Genomic DNA, 21,794 nt, shown 5'->3' with positions numbered 1-21,794 from the left:
GCGTTCATGACGGTTGCGACGCTGGCGGCCGTCTGGGGCGGGGCGGCCCCGGCGGGCCCGACGGCGCTGGGCGAGCGGCTCGACCCCCTCCTCGGAGCGGCGAGGTCGGGCGCCGAGGTGTCGCTCTCGGCTCGCGAGGGGGAAATGCCCCCGCCTTCCGACCGGGGGGTGGCGACGGCCCCCGCCTCCGACCTTTCGCTGGTCGAGGCGCGCATCGGAACGGCCGACCCTCGCGGGGACGACGAATGGCGCTGCCTCGCGGAAGCGATCTATCACGAGGCGCGGGGCGAATCCTTGACGGGCCAGATCGCCGTGGCCGAGGTGGTGCTGAACCGCCGCGACAGCGGGCGCTATCCCGCCACCGTCTGCGGCGTGGTCGAGCAGGGCTCGGGCCAGCGCAACATGTGCCAGTTCAGCTTCTACTGCGATGGCCTGTCCGATGCGGTGGCCGACGACGGGGCCTGGGACATCGCCGGGCGCATCGCCCGCGCCATGCTGGATGGGGCGCCGCGGCTTCTGACCGACGGGGCGATGTTCTACCACACCCGCACGGTCTCCCCCTACTGGGCCGACGACTTCACCCGCACCGCCGCCATCGGCGCGCATCTCTTCTACCGCGAGGACGAGGCCTCCGTTCTGATGGCCTCCAGCACCGCGAACTGACCCCGGCTTGCCCCGTCCGGCGCCGCGCTGTAGCAACCGGCGCGATCTGGGGCACGGGACCATGACGAACGACGAGATCCGACAGGCCTTCGGGCACCCCCTCGCGCGGAGCGAGGCCACGGCCACCCGGCCGCTCGACCGCATCTCCCTGCGTGACCATGTCGTCGCCGTCGAGATCGGCGCCTTCGAGGTCGAGCGCGGCGTGACCCAGCGGCTCCGCTTCGACATCGTGGTCGAGGTCGCCCCCCAGTCGGATGCCGGCGATGACGTGGACCGCATCCTGTCCTACGACCGTCTGACCGAGGCCGTCGCCGCCGAGCTGTCCCGCGAGCGGCTGGCGCTTCTGGAGACCCTGGCCGAGCGCGTCGCCGCCCGCATCCTGCGCGAGCCGCAGGCCGAGCGTGCCTTCGTCCGCATCCAGAAGCTCGACCGTGGTCCGGGCGACCTGGGGGTGGAGATCGTCCGTATCCGTGACGACCAACTGCAGGAGCACGAGATGCCCAAGGGCCTGAACCCTCGCGTGGTGCTTCTGGGCGAGAGCGAAGCAGCCTCCCCCGGCTTCTCGAGCACGCTGCGCCTCCTGAAGGCCGACGACGTTCCGCTCGTGCTGGTGGCGCCCGCCGCAAAGGCGCCCGGGGCGGCTACCCCCGAGGCGCAGGATCGCATGGACCTGCTCGCCGCCGACCAGGGCGCCTGGCTCTTGGCCGGACGCCATCCGGAACTCGTGGTGGCAGCGACGCGCACCGAGGTGGACTGGAATCTCCGACACGGCCGCACGGTCGTCTGGGCTCCCTTCAAGCTGGCACTCGACCAGGGGTGGCAGGGCAACGATCCGCTTTATCGGACGATCATGTTCGCCTGGTCGCTCGACGCGGCGGAGGTTGTCCTGATCGGCCACCCCCTCAAGGGCCTCATGGAGGCACCGGTCCGCGTGCGGTCCGCCAGCCCCGAGGCCCCGCTCGAATGACCACCTACTGGCGCCCCATCCCCATGACCGATCCCGCCCGGCCTCCGGGCGCCCAGGCGCTTGCGGGCGGCTGGTGCTGGTTCGACCGGGTGGAGCGCCTGTCGCGAACCGAGCCGCCTCGCGTCGTGAACCTTGACGAGGTCCCCGCCGACGTGCTCGCCCGCCTGACCGCGCCGCGCGAGCCCATCGCGGGCCTCACCTTCGACGCCCCCCGGATCATGGGCATCCTCAACGTCACGCCCGACAGCTTCTCGGATGGCGGGCTCTTCGTGGCGGAGGAGGCCGCGCTCGCGCAGGCCCGCGCCATGAAGGCGCAGGGGGCGGACCTGCTCGACCTGGGCGGCGAGAGCACGCGCCCGGGGGCGGCCACCGTCCCGGACACCGAGGAGATCGCCCGCGTCATCCCCGTCCTGGCCGCCCTGCGGCGGGACGGCGCGATGCCGCTGTCCATCGACACCCGCAAGGCCGCCGTCGCCGAGGCCGCGCTCGCCGCCGGGGCGGACATCGTCAACGACGTCTCGGGCCTGGACTACGATCCCGGCATGGCCGCCGTGGCCGCCCGTGCACGCGGCTTTTGCGTGATGCACGCGCAGGGCACCCCCGAGACGATGCAGGCCGACCCGCGCTACCAGGACGTTCTCCTCGACGTCTACGACGCGCTTGAGAGTCGCGTCGCACGGGCCGAGGCCGCGGGCATCCCGCGCGGGCGCCTCCTCGTCGACCCGGGCCTCGGCTTCGGAAAGACGCTGCAACATAACGTGAGCCTCGTGCGCCGCCTCTCGCTTTACCACGGGCTGGGGTGCACGATACTTCTGGGCGCCTCGCGCAAGGGCTTCATTGGCGTCCTCGGCGGCGGCGCCCAGGCGCGGGACCGCATGCCGGGCTCCGTGGCCGTCGCGCTCCATGCGGCGCGGCAGGGGGTGCAGGTGCTGCGGGTGCATGACGTGGCGGAGACAAGACAGGCCTTGAGCCTGCAAGGGGCAGTGGGCGGGACAGCATGACGAGACAGCTTTTCGGAACCGACGGGGTCCGGGGCACGGCCAACACCTGGCCCATGACCGCCGAGATGGCGCTGCGCATCGGCGCGGCCGCCGGGCGCTACTTCCGCAACGACGGCTCCAACGGCCATCGCGTGGTGATCGGCAAGGACACCCGCCTGTCCGGCTACATGTTCGAGAACGCGCTGACCGCCGGCCTCACCTCCACCGGCATGAACGTCCTTCTCCTCGGCCCCGTGCCGACGCCTGCCGTGGGGCTGCTGACCACCTCCATGCGCGCGGACGTGGGGATCATGATCTCGGCGTCCCACAACCCGCACCAGGACAACGGCATCAAGTTCTTCGGCCCCGACGGCTTCAAGCTCTCCGACGAGGCCGAGACCGAGATCGAGGCCCTGGTCGAGCAGGGCGTGGAGCCCGCCAAGGCCGGCAACATCGGCCGCGCCAAGCGCATCGACGACGGCCGCTTCCGCTACATGGAGCGGCTCAAGGGCACCTTCCCGCACGGACGGCGGCTCGACGGGCTCAAGGTCGTGATCGACTGCGCCAACGGCGCGGCCTACAAGGTCGCCCCCGAGGTCCTGTGGGAGCTGGGCGCCAAGGTCGTCCCCATGGGCACCAACCCCAACGGCACCAACATCAACGCGGGCTGCGGCTCGACCCACCCCCAGGCGGCGGCCGAGATGGTGGTGACCCACGGCGCGGACCTGGGCATCTGCCTGGACGGCGACGCCGACCGCGTGATCCTGATCGACGAGAACGGCGACGTCGCCGACGGCGACCAGCTCATGGCGCTGATGGCCGCCCGCTGGGCCGAGCAGGGGCGCCTGCGCGACGGCACGCTCGTCGCCACCGTGATGTCGAACCTCGGGCTCGAGCGGTTCCTGGGCGGGCGCGGGCTCCGGCTCGAACGCACCGCCGTGGGCGACCGCTACGTGGTCGAGGCCATGCGCCAGGGCGGCTGGAACCTGGGCGGCGAGCAGTCGGGCCACATCGTTCTGACCGACTTCGCCACCACCGGCGACGGGCTCCTCGCCGCGCTCCAGGTCCTTGCCGCGATGACCGAGAGCGGCCAGCCTGCCTCCCGGCTCCTGCGCCAGTTCGACACGGTGCCTCAGCTCCTGAAGAACGTGCGCTACGCCGCCGGCCAGCGCCCGCTGGAGGCGCCTTCCGTCGAGAGGGCCATCGCCGGCGCCCAGGCCCGGCTGAACGGCCACGGCCGCCTCCTGATCCGCAAGTCGGGAACCGAGCCCCTGATCCGCGTCATGGCCGAATGCGAGGACGAATCGCTCCTCGCGGAGGTCGTGGGCGACATCGTCGCCGCGGTGGAGGGCGCCGCGATGATCCGCGCCGCCGAGTAGGGGCCCGGCCGAAGGGAGCGGGCCCGTCCCGCCGGTCAGGCCTTGCGGCGGCTCATCCAGCCCAGCAGGCCTAGCCCGGCGGCCAGAAGCGGCATCGAGGCCGGCAGCGGCACCGGCGCGACCGCGACGCTGGTCAGCTTGAACTGGTCGTTGTTGCCGCCACAGGCCCCGGTGGTGCTCGTCAGCCGGCAGGTCTGGTTGGGGTAGCCCGCCATGATGTCGAACGACCGACCCATGAGGGGGGTGCTGGTAAAGGCACTTCCGGGGTTCGAGATGCGGACGCCCGGCTGGCCGGTCACGGCGATGTAGAAGTCGTCGTTGTCGTCCACGAGGCCGAAGGTGAAGCCGCTGATCTTCACGTCCGTTTCGAAGGTGATCCGCAGCAGCTCGTTGCGGTTATAGCCCAGGCCGTCGATGCTGAAGGGGCTGGCCGTCACGGTGTTGCCGTTCGCGTCCCGGCCGCCAGTCCCGGTCAGGGCGGACACGCCGAATCCGCCCGCGTCGAAGCCGACCCTTCTTACCCTTTGATTGGTCAGGTCGTCGTTCAGGGTGTAGCCCTGCATCGTGAAGCGGAAGCCGTTGATGGAGCCCGCGATCACCGCGTAGGTCGTTCCCGAGTTGAAGGACGTGTCGACCGTGATGGTCGCAGCCGAGGCCATGCCCCCTAGTCCGATAGCCGCGATGGCGGCCAGGACGGTCGCCTTGAACAGGTTCATACTCGTCTCCTTTGGGCCTTGGCTTCGTGCCGGGCCCGACGTGCCGGGGTGGCCTTGCAGACCAAGCAGGCAAAAGAATGGAAAAACCGTGAATGCCACCGCCGCCGAGTCCGATGCTCGGCCAGGTGCCCCGATGTTTCCAGGCGCACCACAGTCGGGCGCGTAGGGCCGCCGTGGACGAGGCCGGTCCCCGGCGGCCGGCCGGAAACCGGGGCGCCTTCGGGAACCACAGGCCGGGGCAGGGGTTCGCGTCGCCATTACCCCAGGCGTTCCGACGCCGGCCAGAAACAGGAGTCCCTGACATGTTCTTCCGGACGAACCACCTGCAATTCGACGCCAAGCCCGAGCGCCCCGACCCCGTCTTCGCCAAGATGCTCCAGGAGCCGCTGGGCGGGCAGTGGGGCGAGATCAGCGTCATGATGACCTATCTGTTCCAGGGCTGGAACTGCCGCGGCCCGGCCAAGTACAAGGACATGATCATGGACATCGGGACCGAGGAGATCGCCCATGTCGAGATGCTCGCCACCATGATCGCCCGCCTCCTGGAAACCTCGCCGGTCGAGACGCAGGAGGACGCGGCCAAGAACAGCGCCGTGGCCGCCGTGCTGGGTGGCGCGCGGGTCGAGGACGCCATCCTCGCCGGCATGAACCCGCAGCACGCCATCGTCTCCGGGTCCGGCGCCATGCCGTCGGACAGCGTGGGCTATCCCTGGAACGCCAAGTACACCATCGCGTCCGGCAACCTGCTCGCGGACTTCCGCTTCAACGTCACCGCCGAGAGCCAGGGGCGGCTGCAGGTCTCGCGCCTCTTCAACCTGACCGAGGACCCGGGCGTGAAGAAGATGCTGGCCTACATGATCGCCCGCGACACCATGCACCAGAACCAGTGGCTCGCCGCCATCCAGGAACTGGAGGCCGACGGGCTGGAAGAGACGCCGTGCCCGTCGAACTTCCCGCAGTCGATGGAGGACCAGCGCGTCAGCTACCAGTTCTGGAACTGCTCGGGCGGGACGGAGAGTGCCGAGGGCCGCTGGGCCTCGGGCACGACGCCCGACGGCAAGGGCCAGTTCGAATATCTTGCCGAGCCCAAGCCCATGACGGACGACATGGGGATGCTGGGCCAGGTCGACCCGCGCCTTTACGGGACGCCCGCCATGCCGGTGCCCAAGGACGCCAAGAAGTGACCGCAGAGGGCCCGGCGACCCCCGCCGGGCCGCTCACCCGCCGGGCCCATCCCGGACATGGTCGAACAGCGCCTGCTGCTGGGCCCGCAGGAAGACGGCGGGCTCGCTCCCGTCGTAGCGTCCCAGCCGCCGGGCCGCCGCGACGAAACCCTTGAGGGTCTCGGGCTCCATCCGGCCCGTCAGAAGATGCATCTTGTTGACCACGATGGCCGACAGGATCGGAAAGCCGTTCCGGTCGCCCCAGACGATCAGGTCCCACAGATGGGCGTTGATCGGCCGCCGCGCCGCCGCCCAGTCCAGCCCGTTCGCCCAGGCCAGTTCCCCGTAGGACAGGAACCGCCGCTGGCGCGCCGCGCCCAGGATGCAGCCGAGCGACCGCTCCAGGCGGAACCCGGCCCGTTCGGCGGGGCTCGGGGCAACCTTGGGCGGCGGGTCCGCGTCGGGACGAGGCATGGTTCACCTCCGGGGCGGCGCGGTGGCCCGGCTTGTCAAGGGTGTTGCGCGAAGCGCCCCCCACCGTTCGCTGCTGTCAGAAACCGTTAATCCTGTCGCGCCATCCTGGAACGCGAAAGGGCGCCGGATGATCCGGCGCCCCCTGCATGAGGAATCCTCGGATGCCGTCAGTTGCGCGCGCGGTCGACCATCTTGCCCTTGGAGATCCAGGGCATCATGGCGCGCAGCTTCTCGCCGACCTGCTCGATCTGGTGCTCGTCGTTCAGGCGGCGGGTGGCCTTGAACATCGGCTGGCCGACAGCGTTCTCCTGCATGAAGTCGCGGACGAACTTGCCGGTCTGGATGTCCCGCAGGACTTCCTTCATGCGCGCCTTGGTTTCCTCGTAGGGGAGGATGCGCGGGCCCGAGACATACTCGCCGTACTCGGCGGTGTTCGAGATCGAATAGTTCATGTTGGCGATGCCGCCTTCGTAGATCAGGTCCACGATCAGCTTCACCTCGTGAAGGCACTCGAAGTAGGCCATCTCGGGCTCGTAGCCCGCCTCGACCAGCGTCTCGAAGCCCATGCGGATCAGCTCCACGAGGCCGCCGCACAGCACCGCCTGCTCGCCGAACAGGTCGGTCTCGCATTCCTGGCGGAAGTTGGTCTCGATGATGCCCGAGCGCCCGCCGCCGATGGCCGAGCAGTAGGACAGCCCGATCTCCATGGCCTTTCCGCTCGCGTCGTTGTGGACGGCCACGAGGCAGGGCACGCCGCCGCCCTTGACGTATTCGCCGCGCACGGTGTGGCCCGGGCCCTTGGGCGCCATCATGATGACGTCCACGCCCTTCTTGGGCTCGATCAGGCCGAAGTGGATGTTCAGGCCGTGGGCGAAGGCGATCGCCGCGCCTTCGCGCAGGTGCTCGTGGACGAAACGGCGGTAGGTATCGGCCTGCAGCTCGTCGGGCATGGTGAACATGATGAGGTCGCACCAGGCGGCGGCCTCGGAGATCCCCATGACCTGAAGGCCCTCGCCTTCGGCCTTGGCGCGGGAGGGCGAGCCCTCGCGCAGCGCCACGACGACATTCTTCGCGCCCGAGTCGCGCAGGTTCAGCGCATGGGCATGGCCTTGGCTGCCATAGCCCAGGATCGCGACCTTCTTGTCCTTGATCAGGTTCACGTCGCAGTCGCGATCGTAATACACGCGCATCGGGGTCCCTCCGTCCGTCCGTTCCGCGGCGTCCTAGCGCAGCGGCAAGGGGAGGGCAATCGCGCAAGGGCCAAGGCGCGCGATCCGCGCCGCGGCCGGTCCTCAGAGCAGCAGGAAGCAGTCCGCGGTCAGCTCGACCGGGGCCGCGAAGGTGGCCATGAGCCGGTTCTCGGTGGCCGCTTCCCCGTCGGCATCGAACAGAAGCCGCGTGCCGTCCGCACTCAGGAGCAGGCGGGCATGGTCGGCGGGCGCCGCGTCCTCCGCGGCCAGCCGGTCGGCCGACAGGGGCCCGGCGAGCAGGTCCAGGGCCCGCGCCGAGAGCCCGATCCGGTCGCCGTCGCCCCAGTCCGCGATCGTATCGGCGCTGCGGCTCGTGAAGGTCGAGAGCACGAAGACATCGGCCCCCGCACCTCCCTCAAGCGCATCCCGGCCCGAGCCGCCGTTCAGCCGGTCGTTGCCCGCGTCGCCCCTCAGGCTGTCGTGGCCGCTGCCGCCCCACAGCCGGTCCTTGCCGTCGCCGCCGGTCATCCTGTCGTCGCCGGTCCCACCCCCGACCGAGTCGGAGCCGAGGCCGCCCCGCAGCACGTCGTCCTCGGTGCCGCCGTGCAGGCGATCCCACCCGCCGCCGCCCCAGATGTTGTCAGCGCCCGCCTCGCCGTGGACGACGTCGTAGCCGAAGCCACCGCTCAGCCGGTCGCTGCCGCCACCACCGGTCAACTGGTCGTTGCCGCCCGAACCGTGCAGCGTATCGGTCCCCTCCGATCCCCGAAGGATCTCGCCCGTCTCCGTGCCCCGGACCACGAGGCCGGTGGGGATCGTGACGACGCCAGCTCCCGTGCCGACGCCAGGTCCCGCATCCGTGCCGGCTCCGGCCCCGCCATCGGTTCCCGAAACCGGGACGCCGGCCGGTTCCCCGACGACGATCGTGGCCGTCGCGGTCGCGGTGGCCATGCTGGAATCGATCAGCGTGTAGTCGAAGCTGTCGGTCCCCGAAAAGCCGGGCGCGGCGGTGTAGATGAAGCTGCCGTCGGTCTGGAGTTGCACCTGCCCGCCGGCGGCCGTCGTCAGGTAGGTGGCCGTGGTCCAGACCGGCATCGTGACGTAGCCGGACTGCACCACCGAGAGGAAGCCCAGCTCGCCGTACGCGAACATCGCGCCCTCGCCGGTGCCCAGCGGCCCCAGGATCCAGCCCAGCGCTCCGCCGTCGGGGTCGCGGTCCGGGCCGCCGCCGTTATCGGCGCCCAGGTGTCCGCTCAGGGTGATCGGCGATCCGGCAGGAACCGTGAAGAGATCGTTCACCGCGACCGGCGCCAAAGCCATGATGAACCTCCGCGAGACGCCGGGCCCGCCTATCGGACGCGGTCATGCCTCAGGACGCATCATAGCAGGCGGAGGCACGCTGGGCTCAGGGGCTCAGGTCTGATGGACTACGGACAAAGGTCCGATGCGGTCTCCCCTTCACCCCCGGCCGACGCCCAATCCCAGGCGCATGAGACCATGGCGAAGAGGCGCAAGGTCGTGCATCGCCCGGAGCCCCAGGGCACGCAGCGGCCCCAGCCCGCCGATGGAGGCGCGGTTGAGCGCGTCGATCCCGAAGGCGCGCAGGCGGATATCGGCCTCCCTCTGGCGCGCATAGCCGTCGAGCCAGGCGTCCGTTCCGATCTCGGCCGGTCGCGCGCGGGCGAGGTCCCGCAGCGCCCGCAGGTCCGCGAGCGACATGTTGAGCCCCTGCGCCCCGATGGGCGGCACCACGTGGGCGGCCTCGGCCATGAGAGCCGTGCGCCGCGCCACGAGGCGGTCTGCGACCTGGGTGATGATGGGCCAGACCTGCCGCCCGCCCACGGGCGCGAGGTGCCCCATCACGCCGGCCGAACGGGCATTGACGGCGGTGGCGAAGGCCTCCTCGGGCAGGGCGCGCAGGTGCAGCGCCTCGGCCCCATCGGTCATCCAGACCACGGCCGAGCAGGGGCGCCCTTCGTGGTCGGGCAGCGGCACCAGCGTGAAGGGGCCACCCTTGGCGTGGACCTCGGTCGAGACGCCGAAATGCGGCTCGTCATGGGTGACCGCGAAGACCAGCGCCTTCTGGCCGTAGCGAGTCGTCCGGACACCGATCCCACAGGCGCGCCGGACGGCCGAGTCGCGCCCGTCTGCCCCCACGAGAAGCCGCGCCGACACGCGCCGTCCGTCCGAGAGCGTCGCCACCACCTCGTCCACCTGAGCGTCGCGACCGGCGAAACCCGTGCCCCGCAGCAACGTGACGTTCGGCATCGTGGCCAGCTGATCGGCCAAGGCGCGCTTCAGGGCGAGGTTCGGGACGTTCCAGCCGAAGGGCTGGTCGCCCAGGTCGCCGGCGTCGAAGTCGCGCCGCACCGGGGCGCCCCGCGCGTCGACGATGCGCATCACCCGCAACGGCGTCGCTTCGGCAGCGATCCTTTCCCAAAGGCCCGCGCCTTCCAGGAGAGTGCGGGCGGGCGAGAGGATCGCGGTGGTCCGCAGGTCGGCGTCGGGGCCGTCCGGCGTCTCGGCGGGGGCGGGGTCCACACAGGTCACGCGGAGCCCGAGGCTCCCGAAAACGGCCGCTGCGGAAAGCCCTGCGGTTCCGCCGCCGGCGATGAGGATGTCGGTGCTGTCCATGTCCTCTCAGATAGGACAAGGCCCGAGGACCGGGAAGGGCGCTCAGACGAGCCGGGCCAGGAACTCCGACAAGTCGTCGGCGTGATGGTGGATATGATCCTGGGCTGCCGCCTCGGGCCCGATCAGCACCGTCCGCATCCCCATCAGATGCGGCACCATCAGGTTGCGCGGGTCGTCCTCGAACATCGCCCCCTCCTGCGGCGACAGGCCATCCAGCGCGAAGACCGCCTCGAAGGCGGCCTGCTCAGGCTTGGGAAGGTAGCCCGCGTGCTCCACGCCGTAGACGGCATCGAAGGCTCCCGTCAGGCCGCGTGCGGCGAGCACGCGCCGGGCGTAGGGCCCGTCGCCGTTCGTGAACACGATCTTGCGGCCCGGCAGCCGCGCGATACGCGCGGCGAGCAGCGGGTCCGGCGTCAGTCCGGACAGGTCGATGTCGTGGACCTCGGCCAGATAAGGGCCGGGCTCGATGCCGTGCTCGGCCATGAGCCCGGCCAGCGTGGTGCCGTAGGTCGCCCAATAATGGGAGCGGAGCCGGTCTGCCTCCGATTCGGATAGACTCAGAGTGCGAACGACAAAGGCCGTCATGCGCACCTCGATCTGCGCGAAGAGCCGGGCGGAGGGCGGATAGAGCGTGTTGTCCAGGTCGAAGACCCAGGCGCGCACATGCGCGAAGGAAGCGGCCACCATGTCGCGGATGCTACGGAAGTCGATCCCCGGCCGCAACCGGGCCGCCTTGCACCCCTGCGGCGGCAGCGTAACATGCCTCTTGAAATGACCGATGTGAAAACCCAGCGCGACGCCTACGACCTGATCCTGGAGGCCATCGACTCCGGGCTCTACAAGCCTGGCGACCGTCTTGTGGAGAGCGAGCTCGCCGAACGCTTCGGCGTGTCGCGCACCCCCATCCGCGAGGCGCTCCAGCGGATGGAGACGCAATCGCTCCTGAGTCGGGACGGACGGTCGTTGATCGTGGCCTCGCTCGACCACAACCAGCTTGCCGAACTCTACATCGTGCGGGGGGAGTTGGAGGGCTTGGCCGCCCGGCTGGCCGCCAAGCATGCCACGCGCGAGGAGGTGCGGGTCCTGCGTGACATGCTGGAGGCTGACCGGCCGCTGGTGAATGACCCGCAGGCGCTGAGCCGCGCGAACCGCCGCTTCCACCGGCAGATCCACTTGGCCTCGCACAACCGCTTCCTCGTGCAGCAGCTCGACATGGTGCACAGGTCCATGGCGCTCCTGGCTTCGACGTCCCTCTCGGCAGAGGGACGCTCGAAGGGTACGCTCGAGGAGCACGAGGCCATCGTCAGCGCCATCGAGGCCGGCGACGAGGACGCCGCCGACGCCGCGCTGCGCGAGCACATCTCGCGTGCCTTCATGACCCGTCTGCGGCTGGATGCGGCGAAGGTGCAGGCAGCGGAGTAAGCGGCGGAGCCCTATCGAAGCCATGGGCGGTCTTGTCCCAATGGAAGGGCCGACGTGCCGCCTCCCAAAGCGCTTTGGCAAGCGCCAGTGTCGCTAATGGGAAATAGATCGCCAGGGTCGGGGCCCAGAGCGCGAGGTCTGCCTTGCCAGCGCGCCGTGCGCCCATCCAGGCATAGGCCAGATCGAGCACGAAGCTCGCCAGGAACAGGGTCGACAGCGCCACGAGAACTACAGGGGACAAGAGGGGGGCCAGCGGATGCGGCAGGCCCAGAGGCACGAGCCAGAAGCTCCACAGGATGGGGGCCAACGCGATCTGGAGCAGGCTGCCTAGGAGCATGACCTGAAAGCCCCAGAACCGACGCGGTCCCAGATCCCGCCAGAGCGCCCATGGATCGCGCATGTGGACCGCCCAGGTGATTGCATATCCCTTCAGCCAGCGCGACCGCTGCCGGACCCAGGGCCAGAGCCGGGCGTTCGCTTCCTCCTGCGTGATGATGGGGATCATCTCGGTCCGAAAGCCATGGCGGGCCAGAAGTATGCCCAGGTCCGCGTCCTCGGTGACGTTGTGGGCGTCCCAGCCGCCGACTGCCTCCAAGGCCCCGCGTCGCAGGAAGAGCGTCGTTCCCCCGAGTGGCAGCGCGAGCTCCAGACGTTCGAGCCCCGGCAGGAGAACCCGGAACCAGCCCGCGTATTCGAGCGTGAAGCAGCGAGCAATCCAGTTGCGCTCTCCGTTGTGGTAATCGAGCGCGCCCTGCAGGCAGGCCGTCGACGGATCCCGGCGCGCGAAGATGGCAGCCACGCAGCGAAGTTGGTCGGGTGCAGGGACATCCTCGGCGTCGTAGATGCCAATGATCGAGCCGCGGGCAAAATTCAGGGCGTAATTCAGCGCCCGCGGCTTGGTCCGGATCGTCCGCCCGGGCACCTCGACGATCCGCGCCCAGTGCGGCAGCCTCGCGGCATCCAGAGCCGCGCGGGTCAGTGCGTCGTCGTCCTCGACCACGAGACAGAGGTCGAGACGGTCACGGGGGTAATCGAGCGCCTCCATGTGCCGGAGGAGCGAGGTGGCGACCTCGCGTTCGCGGTAGAGGGGCACGAGGAGCGAGATCACGGGCAGGCGGGCCGGCACGACCGGCGTGATCTCGACAGGGAGGTCCCGACGCAGCGTGGCCCAGGCGGCTGCGAACTTGAGCGCGGCGGACAGCAGAAGGACCAGGGACCCGGCCAAGGCAAGCGTGGCGAAGACGGCTAGAGGGAACGCCAGGACGAGCGTCAAGAAAACGATTCCCGCGCCTATCGCAAGGCGTCCTAGCCGGAGACCCGGCAGGGACCTGCAACTCAGCGGATTAGGCCTGCGCCGTTCAGCCTCCCCGACGAGCGGGTGCGCCGCAATCGCAGCGAGCGCCCTCTCCAAGGCCTCGGGCGCCGCGCGGGCCAGCCGGACAGGGCCGAGGTGGGATTCGAGGCGCGGCAGGTAACGGTGGGCGGCGCGGGGATCGGCCGCGAGGACCACCGTGACGGCGCCCGTCCTTCGCCAAGGCAGCAGCCCCTGGGTCAATGCGAAGACCGGATCGAGCCCGGCCGCGAGCGAAGGGTCCGGCGCCTGCCGAATCGGATCGATGAAAGTGGGCTCGCCGTCGCTTGCCCATTCGGCCGAGGCTGGCCCTGGCCGTGCGCCTTGGTCCAACGGATCGCTGCGAAGCGGAAGGAACTCCTCGGTCATCGGTCCTGTCCCTCAGGTTCTTGGGGACAGGATGCCTCGGAGTGATTAAGAAGTGATTAACCAACTGTTGGTTCGGTCAGCCGGCCGAGGGCCGTCTCCCGCGCTCGGCCATGGCCTGGGCGAAGCGATCGAACAGGTAGGCGCTGTCCTGAGGGCCGGGGCTCGCCTCCGGGTGGTACTGGACGCTGAACACCGGGCGATCCACGAGCCGCAGCCCGCAGTTCGAGCCGTCGAAGAGGCTTACATGCGTTTCCTTGACGCCCACGGGCAGGGTCTGGCTGTCCACGGTGAAGCCGTGGTTCATCGAGGTGATCTCGACCTTGCCGGTCTCCAGGTCCTTGACCGGGTGGTTGGCGCCGTGGTGGCCGTGGTTCATCTTGACAGTCCGCGCGCCCAGCGCGAGCGCCAGCATCTGATGGCCGAGGCATATTCCGAAGAGGGGCACGTCCGAGCGGTCGAGCACGCCGCGGATCATCGGCACGGCATAGGCGCCGGTCGCGGCTGGGTCGCCGGGGCCGTTCGACAGGAATACCCCGTCGGGGTTGAGTGCAAGCACGTCTTCGGCGGTCGCGGTGGCCGGCAGGACCGTCACTTCGGCGCCGACCGACGCCAGCGAGCGCAGGATGTTGCGCTTGGCGCCGTAGTCGATGGCGACGACGCGGTGGAGGGGTTGCTCCTGCCGGGCATAGCCCTGCGGCCAGGCCCAACGCATCTCGTCCCAGCGGTAGCTCTGTGCGCAGGTCACGTCCTTGGCGAGGTCAAGGCCCACAAGTCCCCGGAAAGCTCTTGCCTTCGCGACGAGCGCCTCAATGTCGAAGTTGCCCGAGGGATCATGCGACAGCGCCACATGCGGCGCGCCCTGTTGGCGAATCGCGCGGGTCAGGCGGCGAGTGTCGACCCCGCCCAGCCCGATGCGGCCACGCTTCTGGAGCCAAGCCGACAGGGACTCGGTCGCCCGCCAGTTCGAGGGCTCGGTCGGGTCCCACTTGACGACCATGCCCTCGGCCACCGGGTCGGCGGCCTCGTCGTCCTCGGGGTTGGCGCCGACGTTGCCCACGTGCGGGAAGGTGAACGTCACGACCTGCCCGGCATAGGAGGGGTCGGTCATGATTTCCTGGTAGCCGGTCATGGCAGTGTTGAAGACCAGTTCGGCCACGGTGGTGCCGGTGGCCCCGAAGCCCTTGCCAAAGAACAGGGTCCCGTCGGCCAAGGCGAGACAGGCGGTCGGACGCGGCGACTGCGGCATGGCGGGCTTTCCTTCTGCGGATCGGCGCACCCCCTACGCGCGCGGGAAAGCCGGGTCAAGCCAAGCGATTGCGCCAAACGGACGCGGCACTTATGACGCGCCCAACTCACGAGGGAGATGCGGCCATGGACCTGCGGGCGAGGATCAACGAAGCCCTGAAGGAGGCGATGCGCGCCAAGGCGGGCGACCGCCTGGGGGCGCTGCGGCTGGTGAACTCGGCCATCAAGGACCGCGACATCGCGGCCCGCGGCGAGGGCCAGCCTTCGCCCGTCCCGGAGGAGGCCGTCGTCGCCGTCCTTGCGAAGATGGTGAAGCAGCGGCAGGAGAGCGCGCGTGCCTATGACGAAGCCGGGCGGGACGATCTCGCAGGGAAGGAGCGCGCCGAGATCCTGGTGATCGAGGAATTCCTGCCGCGGCAACTGTCGGAGACCGAAACCGCGGAGGCCATCGCGGCGGCGATCGCCGAGACGGGGGCGACCTCGGTCAGGGACATGGGCCGGGTGATGGCTGCGCTGAAGGCGCGCCATGCGGGCCAGATGGACTTCGGCAAAGCTGGGGCTCTGGTGAAGGCCAAGCTGGGCTGACCGGAACTGCCGGCTTGCTGAGTCGTGACTTCGCGGCCCGGCAAGCGTCGGATCCTCCTTCCGTTGATGCAGGATCGGATCGCTCTGTCGCGGTGAACGCGGCATGAATTCGGTCCAGGTCCGGCAGCCATGCGAGATCGGCGGGAACAAGGCTCTCCGGAGCAAGGGCAGGTTGGCCTTTCCATCTCAAGGGGAGAGGGGCTGACAGAATGAGCCGTGGAGGCGGCCCAGCCCGCACGGACCGAAGCAGCTTGCCAATCGCGGGCAGGGGCTAGACCTGTGGGTGGATGCCGACGGGGACGCCGGTGCTCGGTTTGTGGTGACCTTCGCGAATGCGAACCGAATTGATCGTGTTGCCCCGATCGTCTGCGGGACGGCGGAACGCCGGCATATGCTGCGCGTTGGCCCGGGCCGACGCAAGGAGGTGACCCATGCCTGCCCAGTCCAAGGCCCAACAGCGCGCCGCCGGCGCGGCCCTGTCCGCCAAGCGGGGAGAGGTCGACCCGGAGGAACTGCAGGGCGCCGCGCGCGCCATGTACGACAGCATGACGGAGGAGGAGCTGGAGGCGCTCGCCGCGACGAAGCTCGACGGCCTGCCCGAGCATGTGGACGACGAGCGCAGCGGCAGCTAGCGAAGCCGCGCGAGGGCATCCTCGATCTCGGGCCGGAGCTCCAGCCGCTCCTCCTCGCTGAGGAAGGCGCCCAGTTCGACCGTGCGGCCGGCCCCTGTCAGGGTCAGGTAGTTCGGCACGGGTCCTCCCGAAACATGGAGGGCGGTGCGGATCCAGTGGGGGTTGGCTTCCCAGAGGCGAGGCGGGCGACGCGGGTCGTGGCGGGTCAGCAGCACACGGTCGGGCCAGAGCCGCAACTCCTCCCGTACCTCTCCGGTCCGATAGGTCGACTGGATCGCGAACCACAGGGCGGCGAAGGTCGCCACCAAGAAGGGCAGGAGCCCCCAGAGCACGGGCGAGCCCAGCACCATCAGCAGGGGCAGCGCCGCCAGGAGCGCCGTGCCGCCGAAGAAGCCCGCGAAGCCGGTGCGGGGCAGTGAGCGGTGCGGCCAGAGCCGGAGTTGCGCCACCGGTGGCATTGCGTCGTCGGGCAGGGGGGTCGGGTCGGTCCACTGATAGGGCATGAAACGGTCGGGTCCTCCTCGTCGGCAGGGCGGGCCGTCGCGGCCGCGGCCTGAAGCGGAGCGGGCCGGCACCATCGAGCAATTTCGACGTAGGCGCGGGCCGGAAAGGTCAAGCCGGGCGGCGAGGTCATCCGGAATGCAAGAAGGCCCCGGTCGTTGCCGGGGCCACCTGTCGTCGTTCGTCCTGCGGGCCCGGTCAGTGGTGGGCGTGGCTGCGGTCCCAGTCGGACTGCTTGGGCAGGATCTCGAAGGTGTGCTCGGGCGGGGGCGAAGGCAGGGTCCACTCGAGCGTGTCGGCCCATTCGTTCCACGGGTTCGCCGGCGCGGTCGCCTTCTGCTTCAGCAGCACGTAGAACAGCGCGCCGATGAAGAAGAGGAACGAGGCGAAGGCGATGTAGGCGCCGACCGACGACACGTAGTTCCAGGTGGCGAAGGCCTCCGGGTAGTCGATGTAGCGGCGCGGCATGCCCTGGCGGCCCAGGAAGTGCTGCGGGAAGAACGTCAGGTTCGCGCCGATGAACATGAGCGTAAAGTGCGTGCGCCCGATCCATTCCGGCATCATCTTGCCCGTGAACTTGGGCAGGTAGAAGTAGATGCCGGCGAAGATCGCGAAGACTGCGCCCAGCGACATCACGTAGTGGAAGTGGGCCACCACGTAGTAGGTGTCGTGATAGTAGCGGTCGATGGCCGCCTGGCTGAGGACGATGCCGGTAACGCCGCCCACGGTGAACAGGAACAGGAAGCCCAGGGCCCAGAGCATGGGCGTCTTGAACTCCACCGAGCCGCCCCACATCGTGGCGATCCACGAGAAGATCTTCACCCCGGTCGGGACCGCGATCACCATCGTGGCGAGCATGAAGTAGGACTGCTGCGTCAGCGACATGCCGGCGGTGTACATGTGGTGCGCCCACACGACGAAGCCCAGCACGCCGATGGCGATCATCGCCCAGACCATCGGCAGATAGCCGAAGATCGGCTTGCGCGAGAAGGTGGCGATGACGTGGCTGATGATCCCGAAGCCCGGGATGATGATGATGTACACTTCCGGGTGGCCGAAGAACCACAGGATGTGCTGGTACAGGACCGGGTCGCCGCCGCCTTCGGGCTGGAAGAAGGTGGTGCCGAAGTTGCGGTCGGTCAGCAGCATGGTGATCGCGCCGGCCAGCACGGGCAGGGCCAGGAGGATCAGCCAGGCGGTGACGAAGATCGACCAGGCGAAGAGCGGCACCTTGAACAGCGTCATGCCGGGGGCGCGCATGTTCAGGAAGGTCGTGATGATGTTGATGGCGCCCAGGATCGACGAGGCGCCCGACAGGTGCACCGCGAAGATCGCGAGGTCCATCGACATGCCGCCGTCCGCGGTCGAGAGCGGCGGGTAGAGCACCCAGCCCACGCCCGCGCCGCGCTGGCCGTCGCCGCCCGGAGAGAGCATGGAGGCCACGCCGAGCGCGACGCCCGCCACGAACATCCAGAACGACAGGTTGTTAAGGCGCGGGAAGGCCATGTCCGGCGCGCCGATCTGGAGCGGCATCAGGTAGTTCCCGAAGCCGCCGAACAGCGCCGGGATCACCACGAAGAACATCATGAGCACCCCGTGATAGGTGATCAAGACGTTCCAGAGATGTCCGTTGGGCGTGCATTCGGCAGGGTCGGCGGGCCAGAACCGTGCCCCTTCGAGGCACATGTACTGCACGCCGGGATGCATCAGCTCCATCCGCATGTAGACGGTGAAGGCGACGGCGATGAAGCCCGCGATCCCCGACACGATGAGGTAAAGGATGCCGATGTCCTTGTGGTTCGTCGACATGAACCAGCGGGTGAAGAAGCCCCGCTCGTCATGGTGGTCGTGATGGATGGCGGCGTCGGCCATGCGGCGGCTCTCCAAAGGAATCGGGAGGGCCGCGGAACTGGCCGGGCCCTAGCAGTCCGGCTTCTAGTGCGATCGGAGCGGACCGACAAGCCGACAGGCGGTCGCAGTTCGGCCCGGAGCCATGCTAGCGGCCCGGCGATCAACCGACTTTGACCTGCGTCAAGCGGACCGTGCGGAACGGGGCGTCAGGCGCGGGCGGGCTCGGCCCCGAGTCGGGCGTCGAAGGTCCGCCTGAGCGCCGCGTCGAGATCGCCCATGTCCACGGGCAGCCCGAGGTCCACGAGGCTCGTGACGCCGTGCTTTGAGATGCCGCAAGGCACGATGCCGTCGAAATGCGTCAGGTCCGGCTCCACGTTGATGCTGATTCCGTGGAAGCTCACCCAGCGGCGCAGGCGGATGCCGATGGCGGCGATCTTGTCCTCGCGCACGGAGCCGTCGGGGTTCGGTGCCTTGTCGGGGCGTGTCACCCAGATGCCCACGCGGCCTTCGCGACGCTCGCCGCGGACCCCGAACTCGGACAGGGCGTCGATCACCCAGCCTTCGAGGGCGCAGACGAAGCGGCGCACGTCCCGACCGCGCCGATCGAGGTCGAGCATGACATAGACGACACGCTGTCCGGGCCCGTGATAGGTGTACTGCCCCCCCCGCCGCGCCTCGAAGACGGGGAAGCGGCCAGGCTCCTTCAGATCCTCCGGCTTCGCCGATGTGCCGGATGTGTAGAGCGGCGGATGCTCCAGGAGCCAGATCATCTCGGGTGCCTCGCCGCGGGCGATCGCCTCGGCGCGCGCTTCCATGACGGCGAGCGCCTCGGGGTAGGGGACCAGCCCCTCGCTGTGTTGCCATTCGACCATCTCCGACAGATGGCCCGGAACGGACGCCACGAAAAGCCCGGAAATCGTGCGGGTCCCCCTTGCGGGTTCCTGATGGGCTCGTCTATACGCCCCCTCACCAAGCCAGAACATGCGGTTGTGGCGGAATTGGTAGACGCGCAGCGTTGAGGTCGCTGTGGGGTAACACCCGTGAAGGTTCGAGTCCTTTCAACCGCACCACTCCTTTCGGGGAGACGCTCAGAAGCCCGCCCTTGTGGCGGGTTTTTGCGTTTTCGGCTGTGGCCCCGAGAGGCGGCGCCAGACTCGGCCGCTCGAGGTCGGAAAGCGTCCGCATCCTCGGCCGATGTTCACGCAGATGCCCGCTTCTTGGGCGAATGCTCGGCCTTTATACTTTCGTGAGTGACCCGACCCGCGGAACGGTCCTCTCTCGGGTTGCCATCGCAGAGTGCTCTCGGCTAGATCGCCGGCACCTAGCGCGGTTCTGCGCGCCAACAAGAGGGAACCCCAGTGCTCCAGGCCTCGCAGACTGCGCCCTTCGTCGAGTTCGACCGCGTGCAGAAGAGCTATGACGGCCAGACGCTCGTGGTGAAGGACCTGAACCTTTCGATTCCGCGGGGCGAGTTCCTGACGATGCTGGGACCCTCGGGCTCGGGCAAGACGACCACGCTGATGATGCTGGCGGGCTTCGAGACGGCCACCCACGGCGAGATCCGGCTGGGGGGGCGCAACATCAACGACGTGCCGCCGCACAAGCGCGGCATCGGCATGGTGTTCCAGAACTACGCGCTGTTCCCGCACATGAGCGTGGCCGAGAACCTGGCCTTCCCGCTCGAGGTCCGGAAGATGGACAAGGCCGAGCGCGACGCCAAGGTGCGGCGAGCGCTCGACATGGTGCAGATGGGCCAGTTCGCCAACCGGCGACCGGCGCAGCTGTCGGGCGGGCAGCAGCAGCGCATCGCGCTGGCGCGCGCCCTGGTGTTCGAGCCCGAGCTGGTGCTGATGGACGAGCCGCTCGGCGCGCTCGACAAGCAGCTGCGCGAGCACATGCAGTTCGAGATCAAGCACCTGCACGACCGGCTTGGCATCACGGTGGTCTACGTGACCCATGACCAGACCGAGGCGCTGACCATGTCGGACCGGGTCGCGGTGTTCAACGACGGGATCGTGCAGCAGCTCGCCCCGCCCGACGAGCTCTACGAGGCCCCGGTGAACAGCTTCGTCGCCCAGTTCATCGGAGAGAACAACACGCTCGAAGGGATCGTGACCGCGCTCGACCGGGAGAAGTGCGTGGTGCGGCTCGATTCGGGGGACGAGATCGACGCCAAGCCCGTGAACGTGAGCCGCGTGGGCGACCGGACGCGGGTCTCGATCCGGCCCGAGCGGGTGGAGTTCAACAAGGCCCGCCTGCGCCCGGACGCCCACACGCTGCGCGCGCGGGTCGAGGAATTCATCTACATGGGCGACATGTTCCGCACCCGCCTTTCGGTCGCGGGCAACGACGAGTTCGTCATCAAGAGCCGCAACGCCCCCGATCAGGTCCGCCTCCAGCCGGGGCAGGAGATCGAGATCGGCTGGTTGCCCGAGGATTGTCGCGCGCTCGACGCGGCATGATAAGCGACAAGGTTCAACAGGGAGAAGAACCGCAATGACGATCACCAAGCTGATGGGGTCCGCGGCGCTGGCGCTGCTGCCGATGGCCGGCGCGGCCCTTGCCCAGGACGCCGCGGCGCCCGAGCTGCCCGCCTGCGAGAACTGCGCGGACTCCATGGTCATCATGTCCTGGGGCGGCGCCTACCAGAACTCGCAGCTCAAGGCCTATGTGGAGCCCTACATCGCCGCCACCGGCATCACCGTGACCTGGGACGAGTCCTCGAACGAGGCCATCGCCAAGCTGCGCGCCGCCCAGGAAGCCGGCAACATGCCCTTCGACCTCGTGGACGTGGAAGGGCCCGACGCCCAGCGCGCCTGCGACGAAGGGCTGGCGGTCGAGATCGACCATGACGAGGTGCTGGCCCCCGGCGACGACGGCTCGGCCCCCACCGAGGACTTCGGCGACTCGATCATCAACGACTGCTACCTGCCGCAGATCTACTTCTCGACCACCTTCGGCTACCGCACCGACGTGGCCGAGTGGAACGGCGCGACGCCCGACGACATCTGCGACGTCTTCGACATCGAGGCCTTCCCGGGCATGCGCTCGCTGCAGGCCTCTCCGAAGAAGAACCTCGAATGGGCGCTGATCTGCGACGGCGTCGCCGCCGAGGACGTCTATGACGTGCTGGACGAGGACGGCGGCGTCGAGCGCGCGCTCGCCAAGCTCGACACGATCAAGGACAGCACGATCTGGTGGACCGCCGGCGCCGAGACGCCGCAGCTGCTCGCCGACAAGGAAGTCGTGATGGGTTCGACCTACAACGGCCGCCTGTTCTCGGTCATCGCCGAGCAGAACCAGCCGGTCGAGATGCTGTGGGACTACCAGAACTTCGACTTCGACGGCTGGATCGTCCCGGCTGGCCTGTCGGAGGACCGGATGAACCGCGTGATGCACTTCGCGCGCTTCGCGACCGACACCCAGCGTCTGGCCGATCAGGCCAAGTACATCGCCTACGGGCCCGCGCGCGCCTCGTCGCAGCCGCTCGTCTCGACCCATGCCGACCTTGGCATCGAGATGGCGCCGCACATGCCGACGAACCCCGACAACATGAAGAACTACCTCGTGAACAACATCGAGTGGTGGGCGGACAACCAGGACGAGGTCGAAGCGACCTTCCAGAACTGGCTGGCCCAATAAGCGGACGCGGCGGGGCCCTGCGGGGCCCCG

General features: G+C 69.1%; 21 protein-coding genes and 1 tRNA gene. 11 read left to right on the top strand and 11 right to left on the bottom strand.

Annotated features, from left to right (window positions below; translation table 11 throughout):
* The first annotated feature begins 6 nt into the window (after nt 1–6).
* From FHG71_RS00210 to glmM, 4 genes are all read left to right on the top strand, one after another.
* Entirely contained in the window at nt 7–663 is a 657-nt protein-coding gene (locus FHG71_RS00210; RefSeq protein WP_246045276.1) for a cell wall hydrolase, read from the top strand.
* A 61-nt stretch (nt 664–724) separates the two neighbouring features.
* Nucleotides 725–1,630 carry a dihydroneopterin aldolase gene (locus FHG71_RS00205; RefSeq protein WP_139079597.1) on the top strand — a complete coding sequence of 302 codons (906 nt, stop codon included), beginning with the start codon at nt 725–727 and terminating at the stop codon, nt 1,628–1,630.
* Nucleotides 1,627–2,631, top strand: a complete 1,005-nt coding sequence (folP, locus tag FHG71_RS00200; RefSeq protein ID WP_139079596.1) for a dihydropteroate synthase — start codon at nt 1,627–1,629, stop codon at nt 2,629–2,631. Before FHG71_RS00205 ends, folP begins: the two co-directional genes overlap by 4 nt.
* On the top strand, nt 2,628–3,989 hold the full coding sequence (gene glmM, locus FHG71_RS00195; protein ID WP_139079595.1) for a phosphoglucosamine mutase: 1,362 nt from the start codon (nt 2,628–2,630) through the stop codon (nt 3,987–3,989). Before folP ends, glmM begins: the two co-directional genes overlap by 4 nt.
* Before the next feature lie 35 nt (nt 3,990–4,024).
* Here glmM and FHG71_RS00190 read toward each other — a convergent pair whose 3' ends face one another.
* Nucleotides 4,025–4,705 carry a PEP-CTERM sorting domain-containing protein gene (locus FHG71_RS00190; protein WP_139079594.1) on the bottom strand — a complete coding sequence of 227 codons (681 nt, stop codon included), beginning with the start codon at nt 4,703–4,705 and terminating at the stop codon, nt 4,025–4,027.
* A gap of 302 nt (nt 4,706–5,007) precedes the next feature.
* Here FHG71_RS00190 and FHG71_RS00185 point away from each other — a divergent pair, with 302 nt between their 5' ends.
* Nucleotides 5,008–5,889, top strand: coding sequence for a manganese catalase (locus tag FHG71_RS00185; RefSeq protein WP_139079593.1), 882 nt, complete (start codon nt 5,008–5,010; stop codon nt 5,887–5,889).
* A 33-nt stretch (nt 5,890–5,922) separates the two neighbouring features.
* On the opposite strand, the gene FHG71_RS00180 is transcribed toward FHG71_RS00185, so the two are convergent.
* From FHG71_RS00180 to FHG71_RS00160, 5 genes are all read right to left on the bottom strand, one after another.
* Entirely contained in the window at nt 5,923–6,342 is a 420-nt protein-coding gene (locus FHG71_RS00180) for a hypothetical protein (protein WP_139079592.1), read from the bottom strand.
* A 167-nt stretch (nt 6,343–6,509) separates the two neighbouring features.
* Nucleotides 6,510–7,532 (bottom strand): ketol-acid reductoisomerase, encoded by a 1,023-nt coding sequence (gene ilvC / locus FHG71_RS00175; protein ID WP_139079591.1) that lies wholly within the window; start codon nt 7,530–7,532, stop codon nt 6,510–6,512.
* A 102-nt stretch (nt 7,533–7,634) separates the two neighbouring features.
* A complete protein-coding gene (locus tag FHG71_RS00170) occupies nt 7,635–8,852 on the bottom strand; it encodes an Ig-like domain-containing protein (RefSeq protein WP_139079590.1) in 1,218 nt (405 codons plus the stop codon).
* Nucleotides 8,853–8,990: 138 nt separating this feature from the next.
* Complete coding sequence (locus tag FHG71_RS00165; protein ID WP_139079589.1) at nt 8,991–10,166, bottom strand: FAD-dependent monooxygenase; 1,176 nt, start codon at nt 10,164–10,166, stop codon at nt 8,991–8,993.
* 42 nt (nt 10,167–10,208) lie between these two features.
* Nucleotides 10,209–10,853, bottom strand: a complete 645-nt coding sequence (locus FHG71_RS00160; protein WP_139079989.1) for a pyrimidine 5'-nucleotidase — start codon at nt 10,851–10,853, stop codon at nt 10,209–10,211.
* A gap of 84 nt (nt 10,854–10,937) precedes the next feature.
* Between FHG71_RS00160 and FHG71_RS00155 the strand changes: the two genes are divergently transcribed.
* Complete coding sequence (locus FHG71_RS00155; RefSeq protein ID WP_139079588.1) at nt 10,938–11,588, top strand: GntR family transcriptional regulator; 651 nt, start codon at nt 10,938–10,940, stop codon at nt 11,586–11,588.
* Here FHG71_RS00155 and FHG71_RS00150 read toward each other — a convergent pair.
* Complete coding sequence (locus FHG71_RS00150) at nt 11,539–13,308, bottom strand: glycosyltransferase (protein ID WP_139079587.1); 1,770 nt, start codon at nt 13,306–13,308, stop codon at nt 11,539–11,541. The genes FHG71_RS00155 and FHG71_RS00150 overlap by 50 nt on opposite strands.
* 76 nt (nt 13,309–13,384) lie before the next feature.
* Nucleotides 13,385–14,554 (bottom strand): glutamine-hydrolyzing carbamoyl-phosphate synthase small subunit, encoded by a 1,170-nt coding sequence (gene carA / locus FHG71_RS00145; RefSeq protein ID WP_139079586.1) that lies wholly within the window; start codon nt 14,552–14,554, stop codon nt 13,385–13,387.
* 125 nt (nt 14,555–14,679) lie between these two features.
* On the opposite strand from carA, the gene FHG71_RS00140 reads away from it, so the two are divergent.
* Both FHG71_RS00140 and FHG71_RS00135 read left to right on the top strand, forming a co-directional pair.
* Nucleotides 14,680–15,138, top strand: coding sequence for a GatB/YqeY domain-containing protein (locus tag FHG71_RS00140; protein ID WP_139079585.1), 459 nt, complete (start codon nt 14,680–14,682; stop codon nt 15,136–15,138).
* A 431-nt stretch (nt 15,139–15,569) separates the two neighbouring features.
* A complete protein-coding gene (locus FHG71_RS00135) occupies nt 15,570–15,770 on the top strand; it encodes a DUF3008 family protein (RefSeq protein ID WP_139079584.1) in 201 nt (66 codons plus the stop codon).
* Here FHG71_RS00135 and FHG71_RS00130 read toward each other — a convergent pair.
* From FHG71_RS00130 to lipB, 3 genes are all read right to left on the bottom strand, one after another.
* Nucleotides 15,767–16,273 (bottom strand): DUF2244 domain-containing protein, encoded by a 507-nt coding sequence (locus tag FHG71_RS00130; RefSeq protein WP_139079583.1) that lies wholly within the window; start codon nt 16,271–16,273, stop codon nt 15,767–15,769. The genes FHG71_RS00135 and FHG71_RS00130 overlap by 4 nt on opposite strands.
* Nucleotides 16,274–16,469: 196 nt before the next feature.
* The gene (ctaD, locus tag FHG71_RS00125) at nt 16,470–18,143 is read right to left on the bottom strand and encodes a cytochrome c oxidase subunit I (RefSeq protein WP_139079582.1); all 1,674 of its coding nucleotides are present in this window, start codon (nt 18,141–18,143) and stop codon (nt 16,470–16,472) included.
* Nucleotides 18,144–18,328: 185 nt separating this feature from the next.
* Nucleotides 18,329–18,994 carry a lipoyl(octanoyl) transferase LipB gene (gene lipB, locus FHG71_RS00120; RefSeq protein WP_139079988.1) on the bottom strand — a complete coding sequence of 222 codons (666 nt, stop codon included), beginning with the start codon at nt 18,992–18,994 and terminating at the stop codon, nt 18,329–18,331.
* Nucleotides 18,995–19,105: 111 nt separating this feature from the next.
* Between lipB and FHG71_RS00115 the strand changes: the two genes are divergently transcribed.
* From FHG71_RS00115 to FHG71_RS00105, 3 genes are all read left to right on the top strand, one after another.
* A tRNA-Leu gene (locus tag FHG71_RS00115) sits at nt 19,106–19,192 on the top strand.
* 288 nt (nt 19,193–19,480) lie between these two features.
* On the top strand, nt 19,481–20,584 hold the full coding sequence (locus FHG71_RS00110; protein WP_139079581.1) for an ABC transporter ATP-binding protein: 1,104 nt from the start codon (nt 19,481–19,483) through the stop codon (nt 20,582–20,584).
* A gap of 34 nt (nt 20,585–20,618) precedes the next feature.
* Nucleotides 20,619–21,764, top strand: coding sequence for an extracellular solute-binding protein (locus FHG71_RS00105; RefSeq protein WP_139079580.1), 1,146 nt, complete (start codon nt 20,619–20,621; stop codon nt 21,762–21,764).
* Nucleotides 21,765–21,794 lie beyond the last annotated feature (30 nt).

It is taken from the genome of Rubellimicrobium roseum, from assembly GCF_006152145.1.
In the GTDB taxonomy this organism is placed as follows: Bacteria; Pseudomonadota; Alphaproteobacteria; order Rhodobacterales; family Rhodobacteraceae; genus Rubellimicrobium; species Rubellimicrobium roseum.
This window is presented reverse-complemented; position numbering and strand designations above follow the sequence as displayed.

Bases quoted from the DNA above. Each gene is read 5' to 3' on its own strand.
- FHG71_RS00105 (WP_139079580.1), top strand. From the start codon at position 20,619: ATGACGATCACCAAGCTGATGGGGTCCGCGGCGCTGGCGCTGCTGCCG.
- FHG71_RS00165 (WP_139079589.1), bottom strand. From the start codon at position 10,166: ATGGACAGCACCGACATCCTCATCGCCGGCGGCGGAACCGCAGGGCTT.
- carA (WP_139079586.1), bottom strand. From the start codon at position 14,554: ATGCCGCAGTCGCCGCGTCCGACCGCCTGTCTCGCCTTGGCCGACGGG.
- FHG71_RS00180 (WP_139079592.1), bottom strand. From the start codon at position 6,342: ATGCCTCGTCCCGACGCGGACCCGCCGCCCAAGGTTGCCCCGAGCCCC.
- lipB (WP_139079988.1), bottom strand. From the start codon at position 18,994: ATGGTCGAATGGCAACACAGCGAGGGGCTGGTCCCCTACCCCGAGGCG.
- FHG71_RS00130 (WP_139079583.1), bottom strand. From the start codon at position 16,273: ATGCCCTATCAGTGGACCGACCCGACCCCCCTGCCCGACGACGCAATG.
- FHG71_RS00155 (WP_139079588.1), top strand. From the start codon at position 10,938: ATGACCGATGTGAAAACCCAGCGCGACGCCTACGACCTGATCCTGGAG.
- FHG71_RS00190 (WP_139079594.1), bottom strand. From the start codon at position 4,705: ATGAACCTGTTCAAGGCGACCGTCCTGGCCGCCATCGCGGCTATCGGA.
- FHG71_RS00170 (WP_139079590.1), bottom strand. From the start codon at position 8,852: ATGGCTTTGGCGCCGGTCGCGGTGAACGATCTCTTCACGGTTCCTGCC.
- FHG71_RS00160 (WP_139079989.1), bottom strand. From the start codon at position 10,853: ATGGTGGCCGCTTCCTTCGCGCATGTGCGCGCCTGGGTCTTCGACCTG.
- glmM (WP_139079595.1), top strand. From the start codon at position 2,628: ATGACGAGACAGCTTTTCGGAACCGACGGGGTCCGGGGCACGGCCAAC.
- FHG71_RS00135 (WP_139079584.1), top strand. From the start codon at position 15,570: ATGCCTGCCCAGTCCAAGGCCCAACAGCGCGCCGCCGGCGCGGCCCTG.
- ilvC (WP_139079591.1), bottom strand. From the start codon at position 7,532: ATGCGCGTGTATTACGATCGCGACTGCGACGTGAACCTGATCAAGGAC.
- FHG71_RS00140 (WP_139079585.1), top strand. From the start codon at position 14,680: ATGGACCTGCGGGCGAGGATCAACGAAGCCCTGAAGGAGGCGATGCGC.
- folP (WP_139079596.1), top strand. From the start codon at position 1,627: ATGACCACCTACTGGCGCCCCATCCCCATGACCGATCCCGCCCGGCCT.
- FHG71_RS00185 (WP_139079593.1), top strand. From the start codon at position 5,008: ATGTTCTTCCGGACGAACCACCTGCAATTCGACGCCAAGCCCGAGCGC.
- FHG71_RS00205 (WP_139079597.1), top strand. From the start codon at position 725: ATGACGAACGACGAGATCCGACAGGCCTTCGGGCACCCCCTCGCGCGG.
- FHG71_RS00150 (WP_139079587.1), bottom strand. From the start codon at position 13,308: ATGACCGAGGAGTTCCTTCCGCTTCGCAGCGATCCGTTGGACCAAGGC.
- ctaD (WP_139079582.1), bottom strand. From the start codon at position 18,143: ATGGCCGACGCCGCCATCCATCACGACCACCATGACGAGCGGGGCTTC.
- FHG71_RS00210 (WP_246045276.1), top strand. From the start codon at position 7: ATGACGGTTGCGACGCTGGCGGCCGTCTGGGGCGGGGCGGCCCCGGCG.